This is a genomic window from Rothia sp. P5764 (genome assembly GCF_048512965.1).
In the GTDB taxonomy this organism is placed as follows: domain Bacteria; phylum Actinomycetota; class Actinomycetes; order Actinomycetales; family Micrococcaceae; genus Rothia.
Genome location: NZ_JBLXXQ010000007.1, coordinates 59,348 through 83,361, shown reverse-complemented (window position 1 = coordinate 83,361; position 24,014 = coordinate 59,348). Strand labels below are relative to the sequence as shown.

Below are 24,014 nucleotides of genomic sequence, written 5' to 3'. Positions count from 1 at the left end.
CTCATGGCCCGCACTCTAAGGGTGCGGGCCTTACTTTCACTCAGCATATGCAAACGATTCTCATTTAAGTTAGCATGGGGGCATGCTTACACCACGACGAGTCTTCATCCCCACCATGACCTGCCTAACCGCCCTCATCATTAGCGGATGTGGTGCAACCCCCACCCCCGCACCCTCAGCCACCACAGAGACCGGTAGCACAAGCACCCAAAACACCACCATCTCCGAAGCCTCCTCCCCCAGCTCCCGCCTGGCCCTGACCTACGACGGCGGCATCATGATCCTGGACGGCAAAACCTTTGAAGTTCTCACTACCATAGACAAAGAAGGATTCCTGCGCCTTCAACCCGCAGGCGACAACCGCCACCTAGTCGTCGCGGACGGCTCCAACTACACCATGCTCGACCTAGGAGCCTGGACCCAAGAACACGGCGACCACAACCACTACTACACCACCACCCCCTCCCTCACCCAGCTGACCTTCCCCGCCGACAAAACCGGGCACGTCATCAGCAGCCACGGCAAAGCCGCCATGTTCGCAGACGGCACCGGCACCTTCCAGGTCTACAACCCCGCCCAGCTCACCGACGAATCCCAAAACACAGCCAGCTCACTCGAACTACAAACCGTCACCCTGCCCGCAGCCCACCACGGCTTCGCCATTCCCCTAGACGACGACCGCTACCTAGTCTCCCGAGGAACAGAAGAAAGCCGCACAGGTGCCGCAGTTATCGATGCCCAAGGAAACGTACTCTCAGAAAACAAGGACTGCCCCGGCATCCACGGCGAAGCCCACGCCGCCAACGACACCTACACCCTCGGCTGCCAAGACGGCGCACTCATCTACACCAAGGGCACCTTCACCAAAGTCACCAACCCCCAAGACCCCTACTCGCGCTCAGGCAACCAGGCAGGCGACCCCGACTCCCCCATCGTCCTGGCCGACTACAAAACCGACCAGGCCGCCGAGCTCGAACGCCCCGAACAGTTCGCCCTGATCAACACCATCACCAAGGAACGCACTAAAATCGCCCTGCCCGAAGGCGTCTCCTACACCTTCCGTTCGCTGGCCCGCGGCCCCGAAGGCTCCCACCTGTTACTGACGACCGACGGCAAGCTCCGCTTCTGGGCTGAGGACGGCACCGAGCTGGGTTCCGTCGACATCATGGACTCCTGGACCGAGTCAGAAATCTGGCAGGATCCCCGCCCCGCCATCTGGGTTGACGGCGAAACCGCCTACGTCACCGACCCCGCCACCAAGAAGCTACACGTTGTATCTCTAGCGAAGATTGCGGACGGTACCGCAGAGGTCTTCGCCAGCATCGATCTGCCCGAGGTACCTAACGAAATCAACGGTATCTCCCGCGCCGCAGAGCTGGTCACCACCACCGAAGTGGACTCTGACCACTAGCGTTTTATCGATAAAGCTTATTCATAAGCGGTTCCGCAGGCTCACGCTCGCTGCCGACCCTCTCGCTGGTTCGCTGACGCTCACAAGCGATTCACGCCAGCCCCGAGCCAGCAGCTTCGCTGTGAGCCTGCTCCACCGATCTTTATGAATAAGCTTCTATTGTTTAAAGGCGCACTGTTGCCAGCTGCCTGCACTGAATCGGTAGACCGTCAGCCGGTTCACGGTGAAACGGGCAAGCGCGGGTGGCAGGGTCGCAAAATCGCGTAAGGACGCCCCAAGGGAGTAAACAAACCGAAGACGCTCACAGAGGAAGAGAAGCTACGCCGTAGGATTGAGCAACTAGAAGCAGAAAACACCTGCCTAAAAAAAATTGCGGGACTTGAGGAACCAACAGCGAGGCTAAAGGCCAAAATCATCGCCGTCCTCAAGTCAGAACACCACCTGAGTAATTTACTTCAAGCAGCAGGTTTGGCCTGATCAACATACTTCTACCACCAGTTACGGCTAAATCATCCTGATGTACATACTCAGCTGAAGAAAGCCATTATAGCTATCTTTAAGAAAACGAAACGGCGGTATAGTTACCGCCGTGTCCTTGCCGAACTATGCCACCTAGGGTGGAAAGTCAATCACAAGCTCGTCTACAATCTCATGGACCAGATAGGGCTGAAGTATAAGGTCAGGGCAGGTAAAAAGTACAGCTCTTATCAGGGGCAGGTTAGTTGTATCGCTGAAAATCTTTTGAACCGTAACTTCACTCCCAAGGAGCCTAATGCTGTGTGGGTCAGTGATGCCACTGAGTTTTTAAGTCTGCGGTACCAAGGTTTATTGGCACCCCTTATGGATTTGTATGATTGTAGTATTCTGGCGCACGAGTTATCGACTTCGCCGTCGACAAAGTTTACATCTGCTTCGTTGAAGGAGGCTTTGATGTGGCATGAACCTGGTATGGGGTTGGTGGTTCGTACTGATCGGGTTTCCAGTATCAGCATTCTAGCTGGCGGAAACTGATTAAGTCGGTCGGTGGTGTTCAGTCCATGTCACGCAAGGGTAATTGCTATGACAATGCTGTGATGGAGAACTTTTTGGGCATTTGAAGGCTGAGATGTATTACGGGGGGCGTTTTGCGAGTGTTGATGAGTATGTTTTTTGGGTGTAACAATAATCGTTTTCAGGAGCGGCTGAAGGGCCTGGACTCCGGTGAGGTATCGGAGTAAGCCTTTGGGGTCCTGGTTGTCTAGAATTTAACTCAGCCCAATTTTCGGAGGCTAGTTCAGAAGACAAAATCTCTAGACCTTGAACTTAAGTACAAAAATAGGTAATCCACTTCTGAACTTTTGTATATACCCTTACGTGAGCCTAATACTCCACAATAGATAGCAGGACAACAGTCTAACTCAACTCACAACGCTAAGGACTCCGAGCCGTGAAGAACATCAGCAAAGCACTGGCAATTATCTTCATCGCCGTTGCTCTCACCCTCAGTTTTTCACCTGCGCGGGCTGCTTCTTTGCCGCAGGATATTGATATTAAAGCTTCCCCCGCCTCAGCATCTAGCATGTCTCCTACTTTCTCTCGTTGGCTTTGCAAGTCAGGAATATGTGACTAACACTCATACGTTCCGAGGTAGCACTGCCCGAGGGTTGGTAGCATAAATCTATGACGACAAGCCCCCATAGTGCTTCCAGCAAGAAGTGGTTTCCCCTTGGCCCCTACCTGAGGGGGCTGCTTATCTGCCTGGTATTTATTTTTATTGCGGTCGATTTATCTTCGGGGGTCTACGAAAATACACATACCCAGAATCGTGTATGGGCTGTTGCAATTGCCTATCTGCCCGTTTTTATGATGGGATTCGGGCTCATGCCCGGAATTTATGGCTGGTATTTTTCTCTTGCCAACATCACGGTGCTTTATAACGATTCCAGTTTCGTCTGGGCTGGGTTCTCATCGGCGTCAATTCTGGTGCCTGTGTATTGCGCTTACCTGGCTAAAAAACGTCAGGTCGTGGCATTCGGTATTGTCCTGTGTGTTTTTGTTGTGTATCCGGGTTGGGTTTCAATTACATCGGTTACTCAGTTCATAACAACGTCATTAGCAGTTTTTTCATACATCACAGGGCTAGTACTCAGAAGGTTCCGGCTTCAGCGGGAAAAAGACCAGCAAAAGATTATCTCTATTCAGGAAGCCCAGCTCCAGGCACGGAATGAGGAACGCACCCGCCTTGCCTACGAGTTACACGATATCGTTGCCCATGAAGTCACCATCATCGCTATGCAGGCTCGGCGTGCACAGTTTACAGAGGATCCAAAGAGCACAGCCGCTATTCTGACTGGGATTGGGGACTCTGCGAGCCAGGCGCTCGAGGATCTTCGCAAGCTGGTGGCTGTCCTTAAAGCCGAGAAAAATGACTCACTGAACGGCGAGCTACCCAGCGCTCCCCAGTCGGAAGAGAATTTGCTGCTGGGCGACATCTCTCTTTCAGGGGAAACCACATCGTCTCTAGCCCTGACTCACGATTTACATAAAATATCTGATGCCCTAGAAAATGCAGGCTTTACGGTTACGCTGACCGTTGATGGGGATGTAAGCCTTATTCCTTTGGCATCTCGCCAGGCGCTAAGACGTACAGCTCGCGAGATAGGGACCAACATTCTCAAGCATGGCTCCCCTGAGGGATCTGTAAAAATAGACCTCACAGTGGATCAGCGTAACGTCACGCTATCCTCAGAGAACGTCATCTCTCATAACAAACCCGTTTCTTCATCTTTGACCGGGTTAGAATCAATGAAGGCTAGGTTTCATGATTTGGGTGGAACATCGTCTTATCAAAATGACCACGGTGTGTGGAAGATTCAGGTGAGCCTTCCCCTGCCTGAAACAGTGACCAAAGCTTTTTAAGCTGCCGCTCTAGCTCGTACAGACAGTGAAGGAACCATTCATGGTTAAAGTCCTCCTCGTAGATGATGAATCCCTTATTCGTAATATTTTGAAGGATTATCTTTCCTCCGATGAAAGCCTGGAAGTGGTGGGGGAAGCTTCAAATGGCAAGCTGGCAATTTCACAGGCAAGGGCCCTACAGCCAGATGTAATTTTGATGGATATGCAGATGCCTCTGATGGACGGTGTCGAGGCAACCCAGTATATTCATCATTCTTTCCCCGACATAAGAATATTGGGGCTGAGCACCTTTGCGACTGATCGCTATGTTGTTGAACTCTTGCGGGCAGGTGCCTCGGGGTACTTGGTAAAGGACTCCCGCCCCGAAGAGGTCACCAGCGCAATCCACACCGTCCATGACGGAGGATCAGTACTGTCCCCCGAGGTTACCCGCTATGTGGTGCAAGGGCTTGAGCAGTCAGTTCCTGCCGAAATTTCTCCCGACGAAGAACTCATGTCAGTTCTTACCGCGAAAGAAATAGAAGTCATTGAGCTTCTCGCGCGCGGTCTAAATAATAAAGAGATGGCCGCAGAACTTTTCGTTACTGAATCCACAATTAAAGCGCGTTTTATGAAAATTATGGAAAAAATGCAGGTGCGCGATAGGGTTCAGATTCTAGTTAAAGCTATTGAATACAATCTAATCAACCTAAAAACCTGGTAAACCCCATAGCTTTGCTATTTTTAGCCGAGATCGATTCCTAGCACAGCCCCGATAGGGTAGACGAGCCCAGCAAAGGCTGGGGCAAGATCTTCCAAGCTAAGGCTGTCGATGCGGTGTATATCTAGCAAAGCGTCAACACCCCAACCCATCACGCTGTACTGCGCTAAGAATCTCGCTAAATCATCGGGTGCCAGATGCGAGCGGCTAAGATTACTGAACGCAAATTTTTTGACCTGCTCAAATTCCGTCTCGCTATAAGTTTCAGGAATATTGACGATAGCTTGCGCCACGCTCCCTAGAATTTCTAATGTCTCTTTGCTTTCACCGTTGTCTCCGCTGAAGCTCCAGATGATGTGTGGTTTGCCTTCAATCAATGCGCGCATCGGCTGAAGGTTAATCCCGGCAGGTAGCCATGATGCTACGAGAGGATTCGCTGGGTTCATAAGCAAACACATGGCCACAAAGGTCTCAAGGCTCCCCGCCTTGGTTGCTGGCTCCGGGCCTGTGATAATGATGCGCTCTGTTGAGCCCTGCTGGTAGCGCTGGAGGTTAGCGGTCACTTCCACTGCCTGAAATGCAGAGGGTGCAGCAGGCTCGGGAAAGCTCTGGACCACAGTTTCAGGAGCAACAATAGCCACTGTAGCTTGAGCACTGGCAGTCTCAGCCTTTTCATCAAGAGCTTGCATAAAGTACTGCACCCAAGCCTGTGCATTTGCTGGGCTGAGCACAAAGGACGCTGACCCCGCCTGCTGATCGTTGTCCTGTTTAGTCAGTAGCGGCTGGTTAGCAACACTTTGGTTGGTCTGCTCTGTCACTGCTGTCACGGTTTCTGCATAGTTTTTGCTAACGGCAGCAGGCCAGCCGATAGTTATAAAAGTATGCTCTGACCTGTGATCGATAGTAGCAACGAGAGTGTAATTATTTGGGGTAAACATAGTGGTGTTCCTCTTAGAGGTTAGTGCCAATTACTAAGGACGCGAAGGCCTGGTTTTCAAGGGTAACGGCAGCCTCGTTGGCTAGCTGTCGTACAGCGTCCAGCTGTTCTTCTATGCCACGGAGGCGCTCTGTCAAGGCAGGGATGTAGTGGGGGTCTCGTCGAATAACAGCATCACGAGCCATCACGCGCGAGGCCTTCTGATCGTTAGAAGTGTTGCTTTCCAGTCGAAGTATTGCCCGCTGGACAGCAAGTTTCATAGCACTATCCGGGGCTGTTTTGACTGAACTAAACCGATCGGCAGGGTCAAGCGGGACGTTGGTATCATCAACCAGAACAAACAGGTCATCGTAAGGGATATCAGCAACCCCAAAGATACCTGCGCTGGCATCCAAGGCTCGCACACCCGACAGGGTTTCTGCCACCAGCAAGGTACCTAGCAAGAGGGAGCTGATTGTGTCTGTATCGACAGTGCGGGTCACTAAAATCCTTCGTGAACCCCACTCTACAGGCTGCTCCAAATAGTTGGTGACACTCTGTTGAATAGACTGCCCAGCACCTTTTCGCTGACTTATTTTTACCAAAGAACCACTGTTTTCTGGGCGAGCCAACCCTAGGTTACCTAGAGCGCTTTCAACATAGCTGAATACTTGTTCAGCAGGCAGGGGACTAAGAATGACTAGAGCAGATTCATGCAGCTGGTAATAACGCCGATGGATGTCGATGAGGACGGTAGTGGTGGCTCGGTCTCGGAGATCCAGGTCGCCGCTACCATCATGCCCGTTGGCATAATCGGACCAGAACTGTCTGGTAAGGTGCGGCCATGGGAGGACTCCGCCGGGTGCTTTAGCTAACCTGTTAGAACGTTCGGTGACTACCGCTTGAATCTGGTCGTCAAGCTGATGGAGCTTGAATGCAGGAAAAAATACCTGTTCCAGGAGTCGTTGTAGCGAGGTTTCCAGGTAAAACGGGCTACCTGTCTCGTAGAACTCAGTGTAGTCCATATGCGTATTACCGCCGAGAATACCTCCCTCACCTGAAATAGCGGCCGCCCTCTGAACGGCGGTTGAACCATGAGAATCCTGATAAATCATATGTTCAATGAGGTGGAAGAACCCTTCTTGACCAGGTTCCTCATCCCGCATACCAGCAGGTACTGCCAAACTGATGGAAAAGTTAGCTGCTTTTTGATCGTGGATAGCGATAACGCGTAATCCTTCGATTGTAAGCTCTTCGCACCCGTGGCTATCCAGGGATTTACGGCTAAAACTCATAAGAAGTTACCTTCCTTTCGTACCTATCGATCAAGGTAGTTAGTGGCCAAGTCGATGAGAAGCTGGGCGGCTTGAAGATTTGCCCCCGCATAATGGTGCCAGTCATAAGCGTGATGAATGAGACGGAAGGCGATAGCCGAATTTAAATTATTTTCCGAAAAGTCCCCATACCCAGTAAGAAATCCTTGCTGAAGATCGGTTAGTTTCAGTCGTAGGTTGGGGTAGAAAGCGTATAGTTCAGCGAACTCCCCTAGAACCCACCCAATGTCATATTCTGGCAAGGCGTAACCAACATCTTCACCGGTTAGTAGGACTCCGGTGACCTGGTCAGCAGAAATAAGCCAGTTAATAAAGCCGGCATTTCCGTGGGAGACTGCTAGGTTTTCCCCCCTTGTGACGGCTTCGATCCACTGCCTCAGCTTTTCAAAATGTTCGGTAGCTAGAACTTTTGTGAGATATTCCCAGCCTTTTAGAAAAAGAGGGTTACTACCGCATAGCCTACTCCGCCGCCAACCAAGGCCAGCGCCAGGCTACGAGTCCAACGGCCAACCGCTGAGGTACCCTTTGAGGTAGTGGGGTAGGTAGTCTCGTTCTTGTAAGCAGTCATGTTATTTTTCCTTTCAATGATGATGGGCTAGTAGCCCTTGACGATGAATCAGGCAGAAAGCCCGATGTTAAGCCCCATTGTCTGAGGCAAATAATTGTTGCAGCGAAACCTTAGAGCCGGTTCGTAAAGCGTTGTTGCTGTATACACGGGTTGCCACCCAGAACAGCAGCGGAATAGTTACCCCAGCGATACTGGCAGCGGTCACCATTTCCCAGGTCTGCACGCCGTCCAGACCAAAGCGAATAGGCATCAGGTAGGAAGAGAAAAGCGGGACGAATGACAGCCCCCTAAGCCAAGCCTCTTCAAGATAGGTGGGTGTCAGGTACAGGGTGACCACCAGCAGCACCATCTGCAAAACCGACAGCGGCATCACTGCGGCACTCAGGTCCTCCTGTCGGGAGACCGTTGACGCCAGAATCGTGTTCATGGTTGCGAAGATGATGTAGCCCAGCAAGAACCATACAAGGAACCACAAGAGGGCTGCGCCTACTTCAAGCTCCAGCAGTGACCACCCGTCCACGAGGGTGAAACCCAGCAGACCAGTGCCGCCAATAAGAAGTAGCTGAACCAGCGTTATCGCGCCGATACCAATCATCTTTCCTGCCAACAGAGGTACAACACCGATTTTGGTGAGGAGGATTTCGACAACCCTCGATGACTTCTCTTCAACAACACCAGAGGTCAGGCTCTGGGATGAGTACACAAGAGAGCTGAGCAAAGCACTCACCATCGCTGTAGCAAAGAGCAGGCGGGTATCCAGCTGGAAGCTAGCATCCCCCATTTTCTCCCGCAAGAACCAACCGCCAACACCTGCTCCAATACCCACAGTCAGGGCAAGCACCCCGGTGGCTAGCAGGATGGTCTTATTCTTGGTGCGGGTAAGAACCTCACGTCGAATGACGATTAACATTTCACGGTAAGCAGTGCTCACTGATTTTTCACCTACTTCATGCTGGGTAGTCTGCTGGGTCATACCTTTAGCTTTCATCGTGTCTGACCTGCCGATTCAAGCTCTGCCTCACGGGCAGGGGTGATACCGCGGCCCGACGAAATATAATCCTGCGATAGGAGTGCGCCCAAGGACTGTTGCACAGGCTCAATACTGCGCAGCCCTCCAAATCGTGTGGCAGTTTCTAGTACGCTCTGGGGAACGGTTGCACCCCGTCCATCAACTGTGATGAAAACTGATGATTGGTTGCTCATCTTGAATTCGATATGGAAGGAAGCGACCAACGATAGTTCGGCAACGAATTCTCCGGCCGGGCGATCAAACTTTAGTTCCCACCGGGTCTGATCAGTACCTTGCAGCTCAGAGACAGCACCATCTGCCATCACTCTGCCTCGATCAAGTACGCAGACACGGTCGCATAGGCGCTCAACAAGCTCCAACTGATGCGATGAAAACAGGATGCCCACGCCCTGGGCTGCCTGTTGTTGGATAAGACCAGCCATTGTATCTACGGCTAGGGGGTCAAGCCCCGAGAAAGGTTCATCAAGTACCAGTAGTTCTGGGTTACCAACCAGGGAAACAGCTAGCTGAACTCGCTGCTGGTTACCTAGCGACAAATCTTGGATGAGGGTTTTCTCTCGACCCGATAGGCCCAGTGTAGCGATAAGTTCGTCAGCTTTTTCCTTCGCCTGCCCCAGGGTTTTCCCTTCAAGTAGAGCAAAGTGAACAATCTGATCTTTGACACTCATCTGGGGGTACAGGCCCCGCTCTTCCGGCATGTAACCGATTGACCTGCGGTTCTCGGTTGAGATGGGCTTCCCGTCCCAGGTGATATGCCCGCCGGTGGGGTTAAGCATTCCTAAAATGAGTCGCATGGTGGTGGTTTTACCTGCGCCGTTGCCACCGATGAAACCAACAATTTCACCGCGACGGACGCCGAAATCTACATCCTGCAGCACCTTGTGGTCACCGAAGCTGCGGCTAATCCCGTGGAGTTTGAGACCGTTCATTGCGCACCTCGCTTTTCTTTCTCTTGCGCCTTCACTAAAAACTCTAGTGAGGCGTTAGAGCTTGCCACATATACTTTCGTACAGTTCTGGGGTAGACGATAGTTCATGCATTTGTATGTTCGCTACCACACCTGCAACAATTGTTGAACAATCTGAGGTGGTCTCGCCCGGGTTGGCTTTCTTTTACAGTCGCTACCGTAAAGGAGGCGCAAGCACTTGCTTTCCTGCCCCTCCCCCATGAACAAATGCTTCGATGCACTCGCAGTGCTGGTCGATTGCACTAACCTTGAAGTTGCACTGCACGTGTGCGCCCACCTGGTTGAACACCCTGCCACCAGACAGGTAGAACTAGTACCCGATGCACGAACCGTCCTGGTCCACCTTGCCAGCATCAAACAGGCGCATGCCTTCATGTCCGCCCTCAGCCGGCCTCAGCGGCGATGTGCGTGCCCACAGGCAAACCATCACAATCGATGCAATCTATGACGGTCAGGATTTTATCGATGTTGCATCTCTGCTAAGCATTAGCCAGGATGCTGTGGTCATGCCCATACCACCGGGCATTGGTCGGCAACTTTTGTAGGCTTTGCCCAGGGCTTCTTCTACTTGCACCACCACGACGAAGCTCTGGAGGCGCCCCGCTAGCACTGGGGTCGGAGGCTAGTTCAACAACACGAAGAAGCAGGGCCTTTTGCTATAGATTTACTGTTCCCAGCTGCTGCCAGCTACCTGAGTGATAGCGGTAGACCGTCAGCTGGTCGATGGTGAAATTCGAAAGCTCAGGCGGAAGGCTCGCAAAGTCCTGCAAGGACGCCGCCAGGGCAGGGGCCGGTGCATGGTTGGCTAGGGTGAGGTGCGGCTCGTAGGGAAAAGGGGACACGGACTCCCCTACCGCCCTCTGGCAGGTTGCATGAATCAGGGTGAGCCTATCTGCCCCGGCAACAACGGGGAGGTAGGTTACGGGGGTAACAGGCTCAAAGGTTGCGGCCGGGCCCAGGCCCACCTGCACGGGGCCGATGCTGGCCACCACCTGCTCAATGGAGCGCCGGGGGTCGCCGCCGGCGTCCTCGCTAATCAAAATCGTAATGTGGCAGCTTTCTGCAACGGGGCCTACCATGCCCTGGCTCGCCCGCCAGCTGACCAGGCGCGCAGACACCGCCGCAGGTACCTCAGCAACAATGCTGAGGTACCTGCGGTCGGGGTCTATGGTCGGTGAAGAAGCCACCAGGCTAGGTCGTCTAACTCTTAGAGGGCGGGCAGGAAGCCTACCGCGTCATACACGTTCTTCACGGTCACAGAGGCAATCTCACGGGCCTTACCCGCACCGATAGCCAGCAGGCGGTCTAGCTCCGCCGGGTCGTCCATGAGTTCCAGAGCGCGCTCACGAATGGGCGATAGCTCCTCAACCACAATCTCGGCCAGGTCAACCTTGAGGTGGCCGTACATCTTGCCCTCATACTCAGCTACGATTTGGTCAATCGGCTTACCTGTCACTGCCGAGTAAATAGAAAGCAGATTCGAAACACCCGGCTTATTCTCCCGGTCATAACTAATCTCGCTTCCCGCATCGGTCACCGCCGACTTAATTTTCTTTGCAGTCTTCTTGGGGTCATCGAGCAACCAGATAATCCCCTTATCGGTAGTTGCCGACTTACTCATCTTGGAATCAGGAGTCTGCAAGTCATAAATCTTGGCGGTCTCCTTAAGAATCACAGGCTCAGGCACCACAAAAGTATCGCCAAAACGGGAGTTAAAACGCTGAGCCAAATTACGGGTCAGCTCCAGATGCTGACGCTGGTCCTCGCCCACAGGCACCACATCAGCCTGGTAGAGCAAAATATCAGCAGCCATCAGCACCGGGTAAGTAAAGAGACCCACAGAAGCGTTATCGGTACCCTGCTTAGCGGCCTTGTCCTTGAACTGGGTCATACGGGCAGCTTCACCATAACCGGTAATGCAGTTCAGAACCCAGGCCAGCTGAGCATGCTCAGGCACATGCGACTGCACAAAAAGCGGAGTCTTGGCCGGATCAATACCCGCCGCGATGTACTGGGCCGCAGTCTTGCGAGTACGCTCCAGCAAGACAGCAGGATCCTGCGGAACAGTAATGGAGTGCATATCCGGAATAAAGTACAGGCACTCGTGATCCTTCTGCAGGCCCACCCAGTTATTCACCGCACCAATATAGTTACCCAGGTGCATGGAATCAGCCGAAGGCTGCGCCCCCGAAAAAGCGCGAGGCACCCCCCTTGAAGCATTTGGGATAGCGGCTTTAGGATCACGGTCGGGTGTCTGTGAAGTAGTCACGGGTTCGTCCTTTGCTAGGGATACATCTGCGGGGCAGGCCTCTGCTGAAGTGACCCACCGGCCCACACACAGCGGGCACAAAAATGAGGGAGAGGTTAGGAGCCTTCGCGGGCCAGCTCCATACCGTTCTTCGCGGTGAAATTAATGGTGTCCAAGGCACGATTGATCATGTCACGAGAATTTTCATCGTTCACATCCAACTGCTCAGCAATCACCTTGGACTGCACCAAACAAATCTGGAAAGAATGCGCCAGTTTCTCGGTATGCACATCAGCCTCATATTCAGCGCGCTGGACAGCATGCCCCTCATAGGCGCGGCGCTGGGCAGCAAGCGTACGGTTAACATTCACCAGTAGATAAACAGCAATACCGAGCCAGGCAGCGATAATACCGGCCAGAATCCAACCCAGCGCCGAGGCCTCATGAGCAGACTGAATAATCGCCCACACCAGCAGGACAACTAAAATACCCATACCGATAGCAGCACCAATCAAGACGGTCTTGGTGTTCTGTTCTTGAGCTGTTTTTTCTAAGCCGTTATATTGCATGGTTCCCATTATGTCAAAGGAATGCGGTCGCAGTGAACCTTAGACTAGTCCCACCGCGTAAAGTGGTGAGCATGATGGTAAGTGCCAGAGAAACCAAATACCAGGCAGTGGCCCGTCATATCTGCGACCGCTACCTCACCGATACTCAGCCACACTCCCCTCTTCCCACAGAAAGAGAGCTTCAAGACCGCCTCGGTGTCTCCCGCGATACCGTACGCCGAGCTATCCGAGAGCTCATCGACCGGCAACTGGTCTACAACATTCAGGGATCAGGTACCTTTGTCGCCCCCCAAGAATCACCATCACGAGCGCCATTGCTACGCCCCTTCACCCAAGACATGCTCACCAGAGGGCATACCCCGCACTCACTGACGCTCTCCTGCCACCTGGTCATAGCTCCCCTGCACGTCCAAAGAGACCTAGCCCTCGACCCAGACAGCAAAGTCATCGAAATTAGCAGGCTCCGGCAAGCTGACGGCTCGCCCATCGCCCTCGAAACAGCCTACTTCCTGCCCGAAGCCTTTTCCCAAATGCAACCCGAAGCCTCCACTTCGCTCGATGCCCAAATGCGGGCCAGCGGCTACCAAGTAGAAACAGCCCAGGTCAAAGTCACCGCCACCAACCTCACCCAGGCAGAAGCCCACCACCTAGGTGTACCCCAGGGAGCGGCAGCCCTGCGAGTAGACAAGGTAGGCTACACCGCCCGAGGCCTGGCCGTTGAAAGCACCCACACCCTCTACCGGGGTGACCGCTACGACTACGAGTTCCAGCTCCACCGCAGGCAAACCCACCGCTGAGGCATCCTAACTCATCCCCCGATAAAAGAACCGGGGCCGCTCCTCCCCTCCAGGAAGTAACGGCCCCGTTTTGCTTGGTGACCCCTAAGCGGTTTCAGCCAAACGCTCAGCGGTCTCTACCACATTCACCAGCAACATAGCGCGGGTCATAGGACCAACACCACCGGGATTAGGCGAATACCAGCTCGACTTAGCGGTGGCCTCGGGAGAGATATCACCGGTCAGCTTCTTCTTACCGGTTTCGGTATCTTCTACGCGAGAAACACCAACGTCCAGGAGGACAGCACCCTCCTTGACCTGCTCCGCTGTCACCACATGAGCAAGACCCACGGCCGCCACAATAATGTCAGCCTGGCGCAGGGCCTCACTCACATCCTCGGTACCGGTGTGAACCAGGGTAGCCGTGGAGTTTACATCCTTGCGTGTCAGGAGCAGACTCAGGGGGCGGCCCACAGTAATACCGCGCCCCAGCACAGCAACCTTCTTGCCCTTCCAGGAGATACCGTGACGCTCCACCAACTCAATCACGCCGTTGGGAGTGCAGGGCAAAGGCGAGTTCAGAGGCTCACCCACATTCAAAACCAGGCGACCCAGGTTCATGGGGTGCAGGCCGTCGGCGTCCTTCTCGGGAGCAATTTTCTCAAGAACCCGGTTGGTATCTAGGTGCCGGGGCAGGGGTAGCTGCACAATATAGCCGGTACAAGCCGGGTCGGCATTGAGCTTATCCAGCTCGGCCTCTAGCTCATCCTGGCTGATATCCTCGGGGAGTTCAACACGGATAGAGGCAATACCCACCTCGGCACAGTCGCGGTGCTTACCGCCCACATAGGAACGGGAGGCCGGGTCATCGCCTACCAAAACGGTGGCAAGCCCCGGGGTAATCCCCTCTTCCTTGAGCTTGGCAACGCGCTGGGCCAGCTCACTCTTAATCTGGGCCGCTGTGGCAACCCCGTCCAGAATCTGAGGCACTCCTACCACTCCTCAATACCGGAGTAGAGCGGGAACTTCTCGCACAGAGCGGTCACGCGAGCACGCTGGGAAGCCACATCGACACCGGGCTTAAGAGTCTCAGCAATAATATCGGCGACTTCAGTAAAGGCCTCGGAATTAAAGCCACGAGTTGCCAGCGCGGGAGTACCGATGCGCAGGCCGGAGGTCACCATGGGCGGGCGGGGGTCATTGGGCACAGCGTTACGGTTGACAGTAATACCGGCTTCGTGGAGCAGATCTTCAGCTTCACGACCGTTAATCTGGGCATCGCGCAGGTCCACCAGAACCAGGTGAACGTCGGTGCCACCGGAGATAACCTTTACACCGGCTTCGGCCATATCTGACTGGTTGAGGCGGTCAGCCAGAATCTTTGCACCCTCTAAGGTACGAGCCTGACGGTCCTTGAAATCATCGGAGGCAGCAATCTTGAAAGCTGTTGCCTTACCGGCAATAGCGTGCATGAGCGGGCCGCCCTGCTGGCCGGGGAAGACAGCCGAATCAATCTTTTTCTTGAGCTCTTCAACGCACATGATGAAACCTGAGCGGGGGCCAGCCAGGGTCTTATGTACGGTTGAGGACACAACGTGAGCGTGAGGTACCGGGTTGGGGTGTAAGCCAGCGGCGACCAGGCCAGCGAAGTGAGCCATATCCACCCAGAGATAGGCACCAATCTCATCGGCGATCGCACGGAAAGCCGCAAAATCAAGCTGACGGGTATAAGCAGACCAGCCCGCAATGATGAGCTTAGGCTTCTCAGCCAGCGCCAGCTCACGAACTTCGTCCATGCTGACCCGACCGGTTTCTTCATCTACACCGTAGGCAACAACCTGATAAAGCTTGCCCGATACGTTCAGTTTCATGCCGTGGGTTAGGTGACCACCGTGCGCCAGGGACAGCCCCATAATTTTGTCGCCGGGATTCAGCAGGGCATGCATGACAGCGTTATTGGCCTGAGCACCTGAGTGGGGCTGGACGTTCGCGTGCTCAGCACCAAAGAGAGCCTTGGCCCGGTCGATAGCGAGCTGTTCAAGGACGTCCACAAATTCACAGCCGCCGTAGTAACGGCGGCCGGGGTAGCCTTCAGCATACTTGTTGGTCAGTACAGAGCCTTGAGCTTGAAGAACAGCGCGGGGGGCAAAGTTCTCGGAGGCGATCATCTCGAGGGTGTTCTGCTGGCGGCTCTGCTCCTGGGCAATAGCCTGAGCGACTTCGGGGTCGACTTCGGCCAGGGGTAGGTTGGTGACGTTGGGTGAAAGGTTGGTCATGCCACTTCCTTGACTAGGGTGGATCGAGGTTTTCCTTTTGTGCGGACTTGGTACCGCTCAAAGCCCGATACTTGGGGACTCACCCACCTTGGGGAGCCATCACCTTTAAAGTGTAAATTACCTCTAGGTGATGCAGGGCATATCTCTTCACATATAAGATTTTTTCTCTACACGCCCACCCCCACAGTGTATCTAAAATCACAGAAAGATAAGTGTGTGGTGCATCCAAGGGGAGCCGATGCCATAAGCCCCGCTTCTACGCCTGTTTGAGGATTGTTCGCACGAACTCAAAGTAGCTATCAGGATCAAAATCTGTGGCGGTCGCCGCCTGCACAAGGAAGCCGGTTACAACAGCCAGCACAGCCGACCCTATCGGGGTGAAAGCCAGCTCTCACGTCCTGACTCGGTGATCTTAAGTTCGGTTGCGACCCAGCCCCGGTGGCTCTCAAGAATCCTCTTCCTCAGGTCTGTAAGTTGCTCCTGCGCTACCTTTTGGATCGCCGGCAAGGAATCTACTCTTCGCTAACCTTGGGCACCCATCCATCTTAAATCAGACAAGCTGCTTGCCCCGAAGAAGGCCCCCGCAAACCGCTTTCTTGCTAGACTAGAGGGCGAACTAGCCGTAGTTACCTGTTCCAGTTACTACACAGGAGAGTTACCGGGTAGCGCACACCTGGATACCCCCATCTCGTCACCCATCACTCATGCATTAGGGAAGAGGCCTCACAATCGTGACCGAAACTCCAAAATCACGTCGCCAACAGCGCCTTGAACAACAGAAGAAGGCCAGCCGCAAGTGGATCGCAACTGGCGCAGCCGCAATTATCCTGCTCAGTGGCGGTGCTATCGCCTACGTCAACATGACCGGCGATAAGACCCCTTCAACCCCCAGCGGGCAGGCCGTCCCTGCAGCTTGCTCCACCACACAGTCTGTAACTGTTGCTACTACTGATGCCATGGCAACCGCACTTAAATCCATGCCGGTTGATGAGGACACCTGCGTAACCCTCGATATCACCACCACGAAGACCGCTAGCAACATCGTGACCGAAGTAGCCGGTGAGTCCGCCTCAACCAACCTGTGGATTCCCGATTCCAGTGTCCGTGCCCAGCTCGCCATGGCCGAAGCCAAAACAGAGCTAACCCCCATTGCTGAATCTCTGGCGAAGAGCCCCGGTGTTCTTGTATCCGAGAAAGACACTACCTACTCCAACTGGCTTGATGTCCTCAAGGCCCAGGACGCCGTTGGTATGGGCGATCCTAAGGTAGAAGCAGGCGCTTTCTCTGCGCTCATGGGCGGTATCTCCGAAGCTTCTAGCGGCGCTGTCAGTCTTGAAGACCTCACTAGCGGTAGCGCCCTGCGCGCGCAGTCTATTGGGGTTGACGAACCCGCGCAGAACGCTTCTGAGCTCCTTGAGGCTGTTGACAGCGGTAGCAAAGACGCAGTGGTTGTCAGCGAAGCTGATTACGCAACCTACGCCGCATCGCACAGCGACTCAGGCCTTAAGGCTACCGTCCCCGGTGACGGCTCTTTTACCCTGGATTATCCCCTCTACCAGGCATCCTCTAGCACCAACACCACCGTTGATGAGGCAGCCCAGCAGATCGTTAAGTTCATGTCCAGCGAAGAGGGCAAGCAGGCTCTGGCACAGGCCGGTCTGCGCACCGCTGAGGGCACAGTTGTTAACAACGATAAGAACGTCGGTGATTACAAGGCGCTTGTTCCTAGTAACAAGGAAACCCTGGGCCAGATGTGGACTTCCTACTCCTTGCAGTCCGCTCCCCTGAACGCGCTGGTTGTGTTGGATGCTTCCGGCTCCATGCTCGATAAAGTAGCTGGTACTGATAAGACCCGCATGGATATTACCGTTGAGTCAGTGCTGGCTGGTTCTCAGCTCTTCCCGGCCCGTGACTCTATGGGCCTGTGGAAGTTCTCCCGCAACATTACAACCGCTGATGGTAAGGTCTCGGACTATGAAGAGCTGGTCCCTGTTCGCGGCCTTGAAGAAACCGTTGACGGCAAGACTCAGCGTGAGTTGCTTCAGGAGGCTGGTGCTGGTATTGCAGCTACCATTAACCCCGATGACCAGACCGCTCTGAACGATACCTTGCTGGCAACTTTCCGTTCTGCCAAGGCTAACTACCAGCCCGGCTCTGTTAACGCAGTCATTATGCTGACCGATGGCAAGAACGTTGATCCAGATTCGATTAGCCAGGAAGAGCTCATTAGCACTATCCAGGCTGAGCAGGATCCTGAAAACCCTGTGTTTGTGATTCTGATTGGCATTTCGGAAGAGGCTGATATGAACGCTCTGACAACCATTGCTCGGAGTGTTGGCGGTGAGGCTCACATCGCATCATCGCCCACCGATATTCAGCGTATTTTCGCTGAAGCTCTAACCGGCATCTCTGACGCCGCTAGTGAGGCCGCTGCTGCTCAACAGCATTAAGGTATCAGCCGGGTAGTTTTTGTTCCGGTATTCCGTTGATTCAGAGTCCCGCCCTACGATTCATCGTGGGGCGGGACTTTTGTGTGTGTTGGGTTGGGGGTTTGGTGGAAGAAGTGGCGTGATGGAGGGCAGAATTCTGAGCAAGCGAAGATAAAAATTCTGCCCGTAATCGGTGCACGCCTCCCGAGGAAAGTTTTTAGTGGAAGAAGTGGCGTGATGGAGGGCAGAATTCTGAGCGAGCGAAGATGAAAATTCTGCCCGTAATCGGTGCACGCCTCCCGAGGAAAGTTTTTAGTGGAAGAAGTGGCGTGCACCGGTAAAGTACATGCTCACTCCCGCTTCTTGGGCGGCTTGGATGACTTCTTCATCGCGGATGGAGCCACCAGGCTGGACAAGAGCGCGGATACCGGCGTTAAGAAGGACCTGAAGGCCGTCTGCGAAGGGAAAGAAAGCGTCAGAAGCCGCTACGGAGCCGCGGGCACGTTCTTGGCCTGGGGCTAGGGTGTTGGCGCGTTCTACGGAGAGGCGGCAGGAGTCTACGCGATTAACCTGTCCCATACCGATGCCGACCGCGGCACCGTCCTGGGCGAGCAGGATTGCGTTGGATTTGGCGGAGCGTAGGGCTTTCCAGGCGAAGGCGAGGTCTGCCAGGGTCTGAGGATCAGCGGCTTGGCCGGCAACCAGCTGCCAGTTGGCGGGGTCATCGCCTTCGGCCTGTAGACGGTCGGCATCCTGCAGAAGAGCGCCGCCGGAGATTTGGCGGTACTCGATGCTGTCGCGGGCAAAGTCTGCAGGGAGCTGGAGGATACGCAGGTTCTTCTTGCTCTGTAGAATCTCCAGGGCTTCGGTAGAGTATGAGGGGGCGATAATGACCTCGGTGAAGATACCCTTGACGGTTTGGGCCATTGCGGCGGTGACTTCACGGTTGGCGGCAATGACGCCGCCGTAGGCGGAGAGCGGGTCGCAGGCATGGGCCTTGGCGTGAGCGTCAGCAATGGGGTCGGCGGCCTTGGCGGCACCGACGGCAATACCGCAGGGGTTGTTGTGCTTGATGATGGCTACAGCGGGTTCCTCGAAGTCGTAGGCGGCGCGTAGGGCGGCATCGCCGTCCACGTAGTTGTTGTAGCTCATGGCTTTGCCGCCAAGTAGCTCTGCCTGGGCGATACCGGGTGCTGCGGTGGGATCAACGTAGAGTGCTGCGGCCTGGTGGGGGTTTTCACCATAGCGCAGGGACTCACTGCGCTCGAAGGAGAGACCGGCGAAGGGGGGCCAGTAGTTGGCCTCCCCGTCTTTTTCGAACTGGGCGGCAGTCCAGGTGGCCACGGCGGTGTCGTAGGCGGCGGTGTGGGCGAAAGCGGCTGAGGCCAGGCGGCGGCGTTCTGCCAGGTTGAAGCCACCCTTCTGGGCGGCTTCAAGAACAGCACCGTAAGAGGCCGGGTTAACAACGACCGCTACAGCGTCGTGGTTCTTAGCTGCGGCACGCACCATGGAGGGGCCCCCGATATCAATCTTTTCGATGATGGCGTCCTGGTCAGCGCCTGAGGCCACGGTATCGACGAAGGGGTAGAGGTTGACAACCACCAGGTCAAAAGGCTCAATATCCATTTCTGTCAGGGTGTCAATGTGCTCTTGCTTGCGGCGGTCTGCCAGGATACCGGCGTGGATGCGGGGGTGCAAGGTCTTCACGCGGCCTTCAAGACATTCGGGGAACCCGGTGATATCGGAAACCTCAGTGACGGGCACTCCGGCGGCGGCGATGGTGGCGGCTGTTGAACCGGTGGAAACTAGGGCTACCCCAGCTTCGTGTAGGCCACGAGCCAGGTCTTCTAGCCCGGTCTTGTCATAGACAGAGATCAGGGCGCGTTTGAGGGGTAGGCGGTCAAGCTTAATGAGACTCACAGATCTTCTCCGTTTCGTATGCCGGCGAGGGGACCGGCAGGTTGTTACCTGAGTGTGAGTCGCTTTATCTGGAGCCCCGACCCTAGGCCCAGCCCCGAGTGGGGCTATAACTAGGGTTAGGCGGTGGGCTCTTGCGCCAGGGAGGCTATGGTGGCTACCAGGAGTTGGCGTTCTTGCACTTTGATACGTTCGTGCAGGCTCTCTTCGGTGTCACCGTCAAGAAGGGGAACGGCGGCCTGGGCCAGGATAGGGCCGGTATCAACTCCCGCATCGACCAGGTGTACGGTCACGCCGCTGATCTTGACCCCGTGGGCCAGGGCGTCACGCACGCCGTGGGCTCCTGGGAAGGACGGTAGCAGAGCCGGGTGGGTATTAATGATGCGCCCGGTGAAGCGTTCCACGAGCTGAGCATCGACGATCCGCATGAAGCCGGCAAAAACAATGTAGTCGGGGGCGTAGCTCGCTATTTTTTCTTCCAGCGCCCGGTTCCAGTCAGCGCGGGTGGAGAAGTCCGCAGGTTCTAGGAGGAAAGTTTCAATCCCGGCGCCCTGTGCTCGTTCTATGCCGAGGCAGGGCTTATCGGCTCCTACCGCCACAATATCGGCGGTTAGCTGACCATCTGCAAGGGAGTCAAGAATGGACTGTAAATTTGTGCCCGAGCCGGACACCATCACCACAATGCGCATGAACACCAGTGTATCGCACGCCACGGCTAACGATGGAGGCATGTCCATGATAATCAGCCAGGATGAGTGGGTTCTATCCTCCTCTGAAATTCTATGAAGTCCACTGAGGTTGTACAGTGGTGCTTATGTCAGAGAATCAGCAGGTTTCCCCCTACTCCGAATCAGCCCTTGAATCAGTCAAGGTCTGGTCGCGTTCTTCCTTCCTCCTGATAGTTGCTACGGTCGGTACCACCTATTTTGCTGGTACCCTAGCTGTTGCCACCTTGCTCTTAGCGCTACTGACCGTAGCCTGTGCTATCACGACCCTGGTCAAAATGGTTAAGGTCCGTTTCCCGGGGTTCTCCATCATGCTCATGGTCATGATTGTGCTCTGGTCCCTCTTCCTCAGTTTTGGGGCCGGTCTCCAGCTGATTTTTTCTGATGCCTCTTCTGCCTATTCAGAATGTCTGCAAGGGGCTTTGACGATTACCCGCCAGCAGGAGTGTGCTCAAGAAATGAGCGACGGACTCTTCAAGCAGATGATGGGTAACTAGCCTCACCTGGGCACCGTATGAGAAGCCCCGCCCCGCGGTGTGCGGTCTGGGGCTTCTTGAGCAGAGATTCTGCTGATGCGCTTATAATCTGGGTTCTTCCTCAGCTTGATCTTGAAGCTGCTGATTCCAACGGCGGCGCAAGGACTTAGGGCGTTTGACCACGGGGGCGGACTTCTTAGTAGGTTCCGCCTGCCTTTCTTCAGCATCGGCCAAGCTCTTAGGGGCCTCTGCCTCAGAATCAGTTTTTTCTGTTTCTTCGTCGTCCGTTTCGGGCTCTGTTTCAGGCTCAGCATCGGCTAAGTCTTTATCTGCCCTATCGGTCTGTTCTCGGGGAGCATCCACCGGGGAGTCCGAATGGGCTAGGTTTGGTTCGGTCTCAGGACTGTTTTCTGAAGCTTCCTCTTCCTCAGCCGCCGGGTATTCATCCTTCTCACCCTGATCGTTGATCGCTGCCGTGGCTTTTTTCTTTTCTGCCCGTTCAGCGACACGCTTGGCCTTGGCTTCGGCCTTAGCCTGCTTCTTCTGGGCACGGGTGGGCTTCTGGTCGGCAAATCGCTCCAGTTCAAGGCTGCTATCACGGACCAGCAGATGAGCCAAGCCCAGGCCGATTATCAGACCCAGCACCAGCAGAAGGGCACCGCAAGCGCCGAACAGCAAGGGTGAAGGCCCGACCTCGGTAAAGCGACCAAGCCCCAGGGAACCGTGAGCGGCCCAGCCCAGAAGGAAGAGAAGAATAAAGGAGGGAATAAAGGCAAGCGCAGCAAGGCCCAGGGTGGACAGCGGCCAGGAGATCCAGCGGAAGCGAATCTTAAGAGAAAGCCACTCATCAAAGTGGTTTTCTCCCTCGCGGAAGAACCACCAGCCACCCACAGCACCTGCAATCAGCGGCACCGCCAACCCGATGTAGCCCCAGGGTTCAGCGGTATGCGGAAGAGCGCCCAGTACGGGGAGGGAGGGCATGACCCCCACGCTGGTGCCGGTGGGGCCTACGGAGGTCCCCACGCCCAGGAAGAAGCCCGCGCCGGAGCTCCAGGCCATAGAGTAAATCACCAGGTTCAGGAGCAAACCTAGCTGTAGGAGCGTCAGGGCAAAGCCGCCCACTGCCCCGGAGTGCAAAGCCTGGTAAAGGCCCACCACCTTGTCCCAGTGCACAAAAAGACTGGTCACAAGGAGCAAAGAACCACCGGCAACATAAGCCATAACCCCCACCAGGGAAGCCCGAACCATAGCCCAAATATAGGATCCGGCCCAGCGTGAGTACTGGCTAAACTTCTTGACCCAGTCGGCGGCATCCACACCAATCATGGCAGCTAGGGACCGCGACTCAGCAAAGCCCCCGGCAAGAATACCCAGGGCAGTCACCCACAGGGGAATGATAGCCGCAAGCACCGGTGAGGTGGTGAAATAGTCATCGGTAGATATCAGGCTGATGCCGGCGCTAACCAGCGAGTAGGCCACCATGCCACCTACAAGAGGCTCCCAAAACTGGCCCTCGTAGCTAGCACGGGCCAGCCTGCGACCCGACCTGTAGCACAGGGCCAGCGGAATAAGAGTGAGGCCCAGTGGGACCAGGCTCATCGTCCCAGACACCGCCGAAAAGCTACCCTGCGCGGGTATGTTCATATTCAGGGGGACACCGTGGACCAGCAACCAGATATGGCCCGCCACGGACAGGGCGCCGGCAACGGTATCGGTATTAAAACCGTTGGTGTACCAGACCGCTGTGAGCATGAGCCCAACGGTGATATAGGAGACCAGGGCAACCAGAGCAAGTTCAACGGCGCCCTGAAGCCACAGGGGCATGGGAAAGGTTCTTTTGGGGTGCACGGTGGTATTCATCGCCTTTCATCATGTCATGTTTCCTGTCTCTACGCCTGGTCACGAACCGTAAGAATACTAGGTGCGGTGAAAATAACCTCAACCACGGCAGACAACGGACGATATTGCCGGGGAGTAGAGTGTCCCTATGAGTATCGAGAACACCTATGTTTTGGTCACCGGCGCTTCTGCCGGCATCGGCGCCGAGTTCGCCAGGCAGTACGCCGCAGCGGGCTATAACCTGGTGCTGACCGCGCGTAGGGAGAAGACCCTTGAAAATCTGGCTGGCCAGCTCAGCTCAACCTACAGGGTAGAGGTTGAGGTCATCCCCGCGGACCTACTGGTTTCCGGTGACGTTCAAAAACTCGTTGACCGGCTAGCTCAGGCTGAGCACCCGGTGGAAATTTTGGTCAATAATGCGGGCTTCGGTTTGGGCCAGCCTTTTGAGGAGGCCCCCGCCCAGCGGCATCTGGATCAGGTGCAGGTCCTGGCAGCTGTCCCCCTTCAGCTCATGCACGCCGCAATCCGCGCCATGCTCCCACGGGGCAGGGGCCGCATTATCAATGTCGCATCGGTGGCGGCCTTTACACCAGGTGGCACCTACTCAGCAGTCAAACGGTTTATGGTGGTTGCCTCAGAGTCAGCAAATATCCAGTACCGGGACCGAGGTATTGATGTAACTGCCCTCTGCCCGGGCCTGACCCGCTCGGATTTTCATCATGCCATGGGGCAAGAACAGCCCAAAGTGCCGGGCGTATTCTGGCTCAGCCCCCAGCAGGTAGTTACCGAAGCCATAGCGGCGGTCAATGCCGGTAAACCGGTCTGTGTGCCCTCCCTGCCCTATAAGGTAGCAGCGGGTATCTCGCAGATTATCCCCCGCAGGGCAGTGGCGGCGCTGATTTCCCGCACACGGAACTATTAGAATCCACAGGCTG

Annotated in this window: 21 protein-coding genes and 2 pseudogenes; 10 read left to right on the top strand and 13 right to left on the bottom strand. The window is 55.1% G+C overall.

Features of this window, described 5'->3' with window-relative positions:
- Nucleotides 1-82: 82 nt before the first annotated feature.
- From ACN08Y_RS09770 to ACN08Y_RS09755, 4 genes and pseudogenes are all read left to right on the top strand, one after another.
- Nucleotides 83-1,411, top strand: coding sequence for a hypothetical protein (locus tag ACN08Y_RS09770; RefSeq protein WP_419112547.1), 1,329 nt, complete (start codon nucleotides 83-85; stop codon nucleotides 1,409-1,411).
- Nucleotides 1,412-1,678: 267 nt separating this feature from the next.
- Nucleotides 1,679-2,659 (top strand): annotated as a pseudogene (locus tag ACN08Y_RS09765) (IS3 family transposase); the annotation flags it as partial.
- 411 nt (nucleotides 2,660-3,070) lie between these two features.
- Nucleotides 3,071-4,309 (top strand): sensor histidine kinase, encoded by a 1,239-nt coding sequence (locus ACN08Y_RS09760; protein ID WP_419112546.1) that lies wholly within the window; start codon nucleotides 3,071-3,073, stop codon nucleotides 4,307-4,309.
- A 40-nt stretch (nucleotides 4,310-4,349) separates the two neighbouring features.
- Nucleotides 4,350-5,012 (top strand): response regulator, encoded by a 663-nt coding sequence (locus ACN08Y_RS09755; protein ID WP_419104385.1) that lies wholly within the window; start codon nucleotides 4,350-4,352, stop codon nucleotides 5,010-5,012.
- A 20-nt stretch (nucleotides 5,013-5,032) separates the two neighbouring features.
- Here the strand turns inward: ACN08Y_RS09755 and ACN08Y_RS09750 are convergent, their stop codons facing one another.
- The 5 genes from ACN08Y_RS09750 to ACN08Y_RS09730 all read right to left on the bottom strand — a co-directional run bounded on the left by ACN08Y_RS09750 (nucleotide 5,033) and on the right by ACN08Y_RS09730 (nucleotide 9,786).
- Entirely contained in the window at nucleotides 5,033-5,947 is a 915-nt protein-coding gene (locus ACN08Y_RS09750; protein ID WP_419112545.1) for a hypothetical protein, read from the bottom strand.
- A 13-nt stretch (nucleotides 5,948-5,960) separates the two neighbouring features.
- Complete coding sequence (locus tag ACN08Y_RS09745; RefSeq protein ID WP_419112544.1) at nucleotides 5,961-7,220, bottom strand: M16 family metallopeptidase; 1,260 nt, start codon at nucleotides 7,218-7,220, stop codon at nucleotides 5,961-5,963.
- 469 nt (nucleotides 7,221-7,689) lie between these two features.
- Nucleotides 7,690-7,827: a hypothetical protein gene (locus tag ACN08Y_RS09740; protein WP_419104382.1), complete on the bottom strand. Its 138-nt coding sequence runs from the start codon at nucleotides 7,825-7,827 to the stop codon at nucleotides 7,690-7,692.
- 67 nt (nucleotides 7,828-7,894) lie between these two features.
- The gene (locus ACN08Y_RS09735) at nucleotides 7,895-8,800 is read right to left on the bottom strand and encodes an ABC transporter permease (RefSeq protein WP_419112543.1); all 906 of its coding nucleotides are present in this window, start codon (nucleotides 8,798-8,800) and stop codon (nucleotides 7,895-7,897) included.
- A gap of 11 nt (nucleotides 8,801-8,811) precedes the next feature.
- On the bottom strand, nucleotides 8,812-9,786 hold the full coding sequence (locus tag ACN08Y_RS09730) for an ABC transporter ATP-binding protein (protein WP_419112542.1): 975 nt from the start codon (nucleotides 9,784-9,786) through the stop codon (nucleotides 8,812-8,814).
- A gap of 403 nt (nucleotides 9,787-10,189) precedes the next feature.
- Here ACN08Y_RS09730 and ACN08Y_RS09725 point away from each other — a divergent pair, with 403 nt between their 5' ends.
- Together ACN08Y_RS09725 and ACN08Y_RS09720 are read left to right on the top strand one after the other, a co-directional pair.
- Entirely contained in the window at nucleotides 10,190-10,369 is a 180-nt protein-coding gene (locus ACN08Y_RS09725; RefSeq protein ID WP_419104380.1) for a hypothetical protein, read from the top strand.
- An 8-nt stretch (nucleotides 10,370-10,377) separates the two neighbouring features.
- Nucleotides 10,378-10,431, top strand: a pseudogene (locus ACN08Y_RS09720) (hypothetical protein); the annotation flags it as partial.
- Between the two features lie 49 nt (nucleotides 10,432-10,480).
- Here ACN08Y_RS09720 and ACN08Y_RS09715 read toward each other — a convergent pair.
- From ACN08Y_RS09715 to ACN08Y_RS09705, 3 genes are all read right to left on the bottom strand, one after another.
- A complete protein-coding gene (locus ACN08Y_RS09715; protein WP_419104379.1) occupies nucleotides 10,481-11,011 on the bottom strand; it encodes a 2'-5' RNA ligase family protein in 531 nt (176 codons plus the stop codon).
- A 20-nt stretch (nucleotides 11,012-11,031) separates the two neighbouring features.
- Nucleotides 11,032-12,093, bottom strand: coding sequence for a tryptophan--tRNA ligase (gene trpS, locus ACN08Y_RS09710; RefSeq protein ID WP_419112541.1), 1,062 nt, complete (start codon nucleotides 12,091-12,093; stop codon nucleotides 11,032-11,034).
- Between the two features lie 95 nt (nucleotides 12,094-12,188).
- A complete protein-coding gene (locus ACN08Y_RS09705) occupies nucleotides 12,189-12,641 on the bottom strand; it encodes a hypothetical protein (RefSeq protein ID WP_419111246.1) in 453 nt (150 codons plus the stop codon).
- A 71-nt stretch (nucleotides 12,642-12,712) separates the two neighbouring features.
- Here ACN08Y_RS09705 and ACN08Y_RS09700 point away from each other — a divergent pair, with 71 nt between their 5' ends.
- The gene (locus ACN08Y_RS09700) at nucleotides 12,713-13,438 is read left to right on the top strand and encodes a GntR family transcriptional regulator (protein WP_419099940.1); all 726 of its coding nucleotides are present in this window, start codon (nucleotides 12,713-12,715) and stop codon (nucleotides 13,436-13,438) included.
- Nucleotides 13,439-13,522: 84 nt separating this feature from the next.
- Here ACN08Y_RS09700 and ACN08Y_RS09695 read toward each other — a convergent pair whose 3' ends face one another.
- Nucleotides 13,523-14,407 carry a bifunctional methylenetetrahydrofolate dehydrogenase/methenyltetrahydrofolate cyclohydrolase gene (locus tag ACN08Y_RS09695; protein WP_419111244.1) on the bottom strand — a complete coding sequence of 295 codons (885 nt, stop codon included), beginning with the start codon at nucleotides 14,405-14,407 and terminating at the stop codon, nucleotides 13,523-13,525.
- A 2-nt stretch (nucleotides 14,408-14,409) separates the two neighbouring features.
- Entirely contained in the window at nucleotides 14,410-15,693 is a 1,284-nt protein-coding gene (glyA, locus tag ACN08Y_RS09690) for a serine hydroxymethyltransferase (protein ID WP_419112540.1), read from the bottom strand.
- Nucleotides 15,694-16,424: 731 nt separating this feature from the next.
- On the opposite strand from glyA, the gene ACN08Y_RS09685 reads away from it, so the two are divergent.
- Nucleotides 16,425-18,143: a substrate-binding domain-containing protein gene (locus ACN08Y_RS09685; protein ID WP_419112539.1), complete on the top strand. Its 1,719-nt coding sequence runs from the start codon at nucleotides 16,425-16,427 to the stop codon at nucleotides 18,141-18,143.
- Nucleotides 18,144-18,434: 291 nt separating this feature from the next.
- Here the strand turns inward: ACN08Y_RS09685 and purH are convergent, their stop codons facing one another.
- Both purH and purN read right to left on the bottom strand, forming a co-directional pair.
- Nucleotides 18,435-20,042: a bifunctional phosphoribosylaminoimidazolecarboxamide formyltransferase/IMP cyclohydrolase gene (gene purH / locus ACN08Y_RS09680; RefSeq protein WP_419112538.1), complete on the bottom strand. Its 1,608-nt coding sequence runs from the start codon at nucleotides 20,040-20,042 to the stop codon at nucleotides 18,435-18,437.
- Nucleotides 20,043-20,158: 116 nt separating this feature from the next.
- A complete protein-coding gene (purN, locus tag ACN08Y_RS09675) occupies nucleotides 20,159-20,728 on the bottom strand; it encodes a phosphoribosylglycinamide formyltransferase (protein ID WP_419099945.1) in 570 nt (189 codons plus the stop codon).
- Nucleotides 20,729-20,853: 125 nt separating this feature from the next.
- Here purN and ACN08Y_RS09670 point away from each other — a divergent pair, with 125 nt between their 5' ends.
- Nucleotides 20,854-21,261 carry a hypothetical protein gene (locus ACN08Y_RS09670; RefSeq protein WP_419099946.1) on the top strand — a complete coding sequence of 136 codons (408 nt, stop codon included), beginning with the start codon at nucleotides 20,854-20,856 and terminating at the stop codon, nucleotides 21,259-21,261.
- An 81-nt stretch (nucleotides 21,262-21,342) separates the two neighbouring features.
- Here the strand turns inward: ACN08Y_RS09670 and ACN08Y_RS09665 are convergent, their stop codons facing one another.
- Nucleotides 21,343-23,064 (bottom strand): DUF6350 family protein, encoded by a 1,722-nt coding sequence (locus tag ACN08Y_RS09665; protein WP_419112537.1) that lies wholly within the window; start codon nucleotides 23,062-23,064, stop codon nucleotides 21,343-21,345.
- Nucleotides 23,065-23,227: 163 nt separating this feature from the next.
- On the opposite strand from ACN08Y_RS09665, the gene ACN08Y_RS09660 reads away from it, so the two are divergent.
- On the top strand, nucleotides 23,228-24,001 hold the full coding sequence (locus tag ACN08Y_RS09660; protein ID WP_419112536.1) for an SDR family NAD(P)-dependent oxidoreductase: 774 nt from the start codon (nucleotides 23,228-23,230) through the stop codon (nucleotides 23,999-24,001).
- Nucleotides 24,002-24,014: the final 13 nt, after the last annotated feature.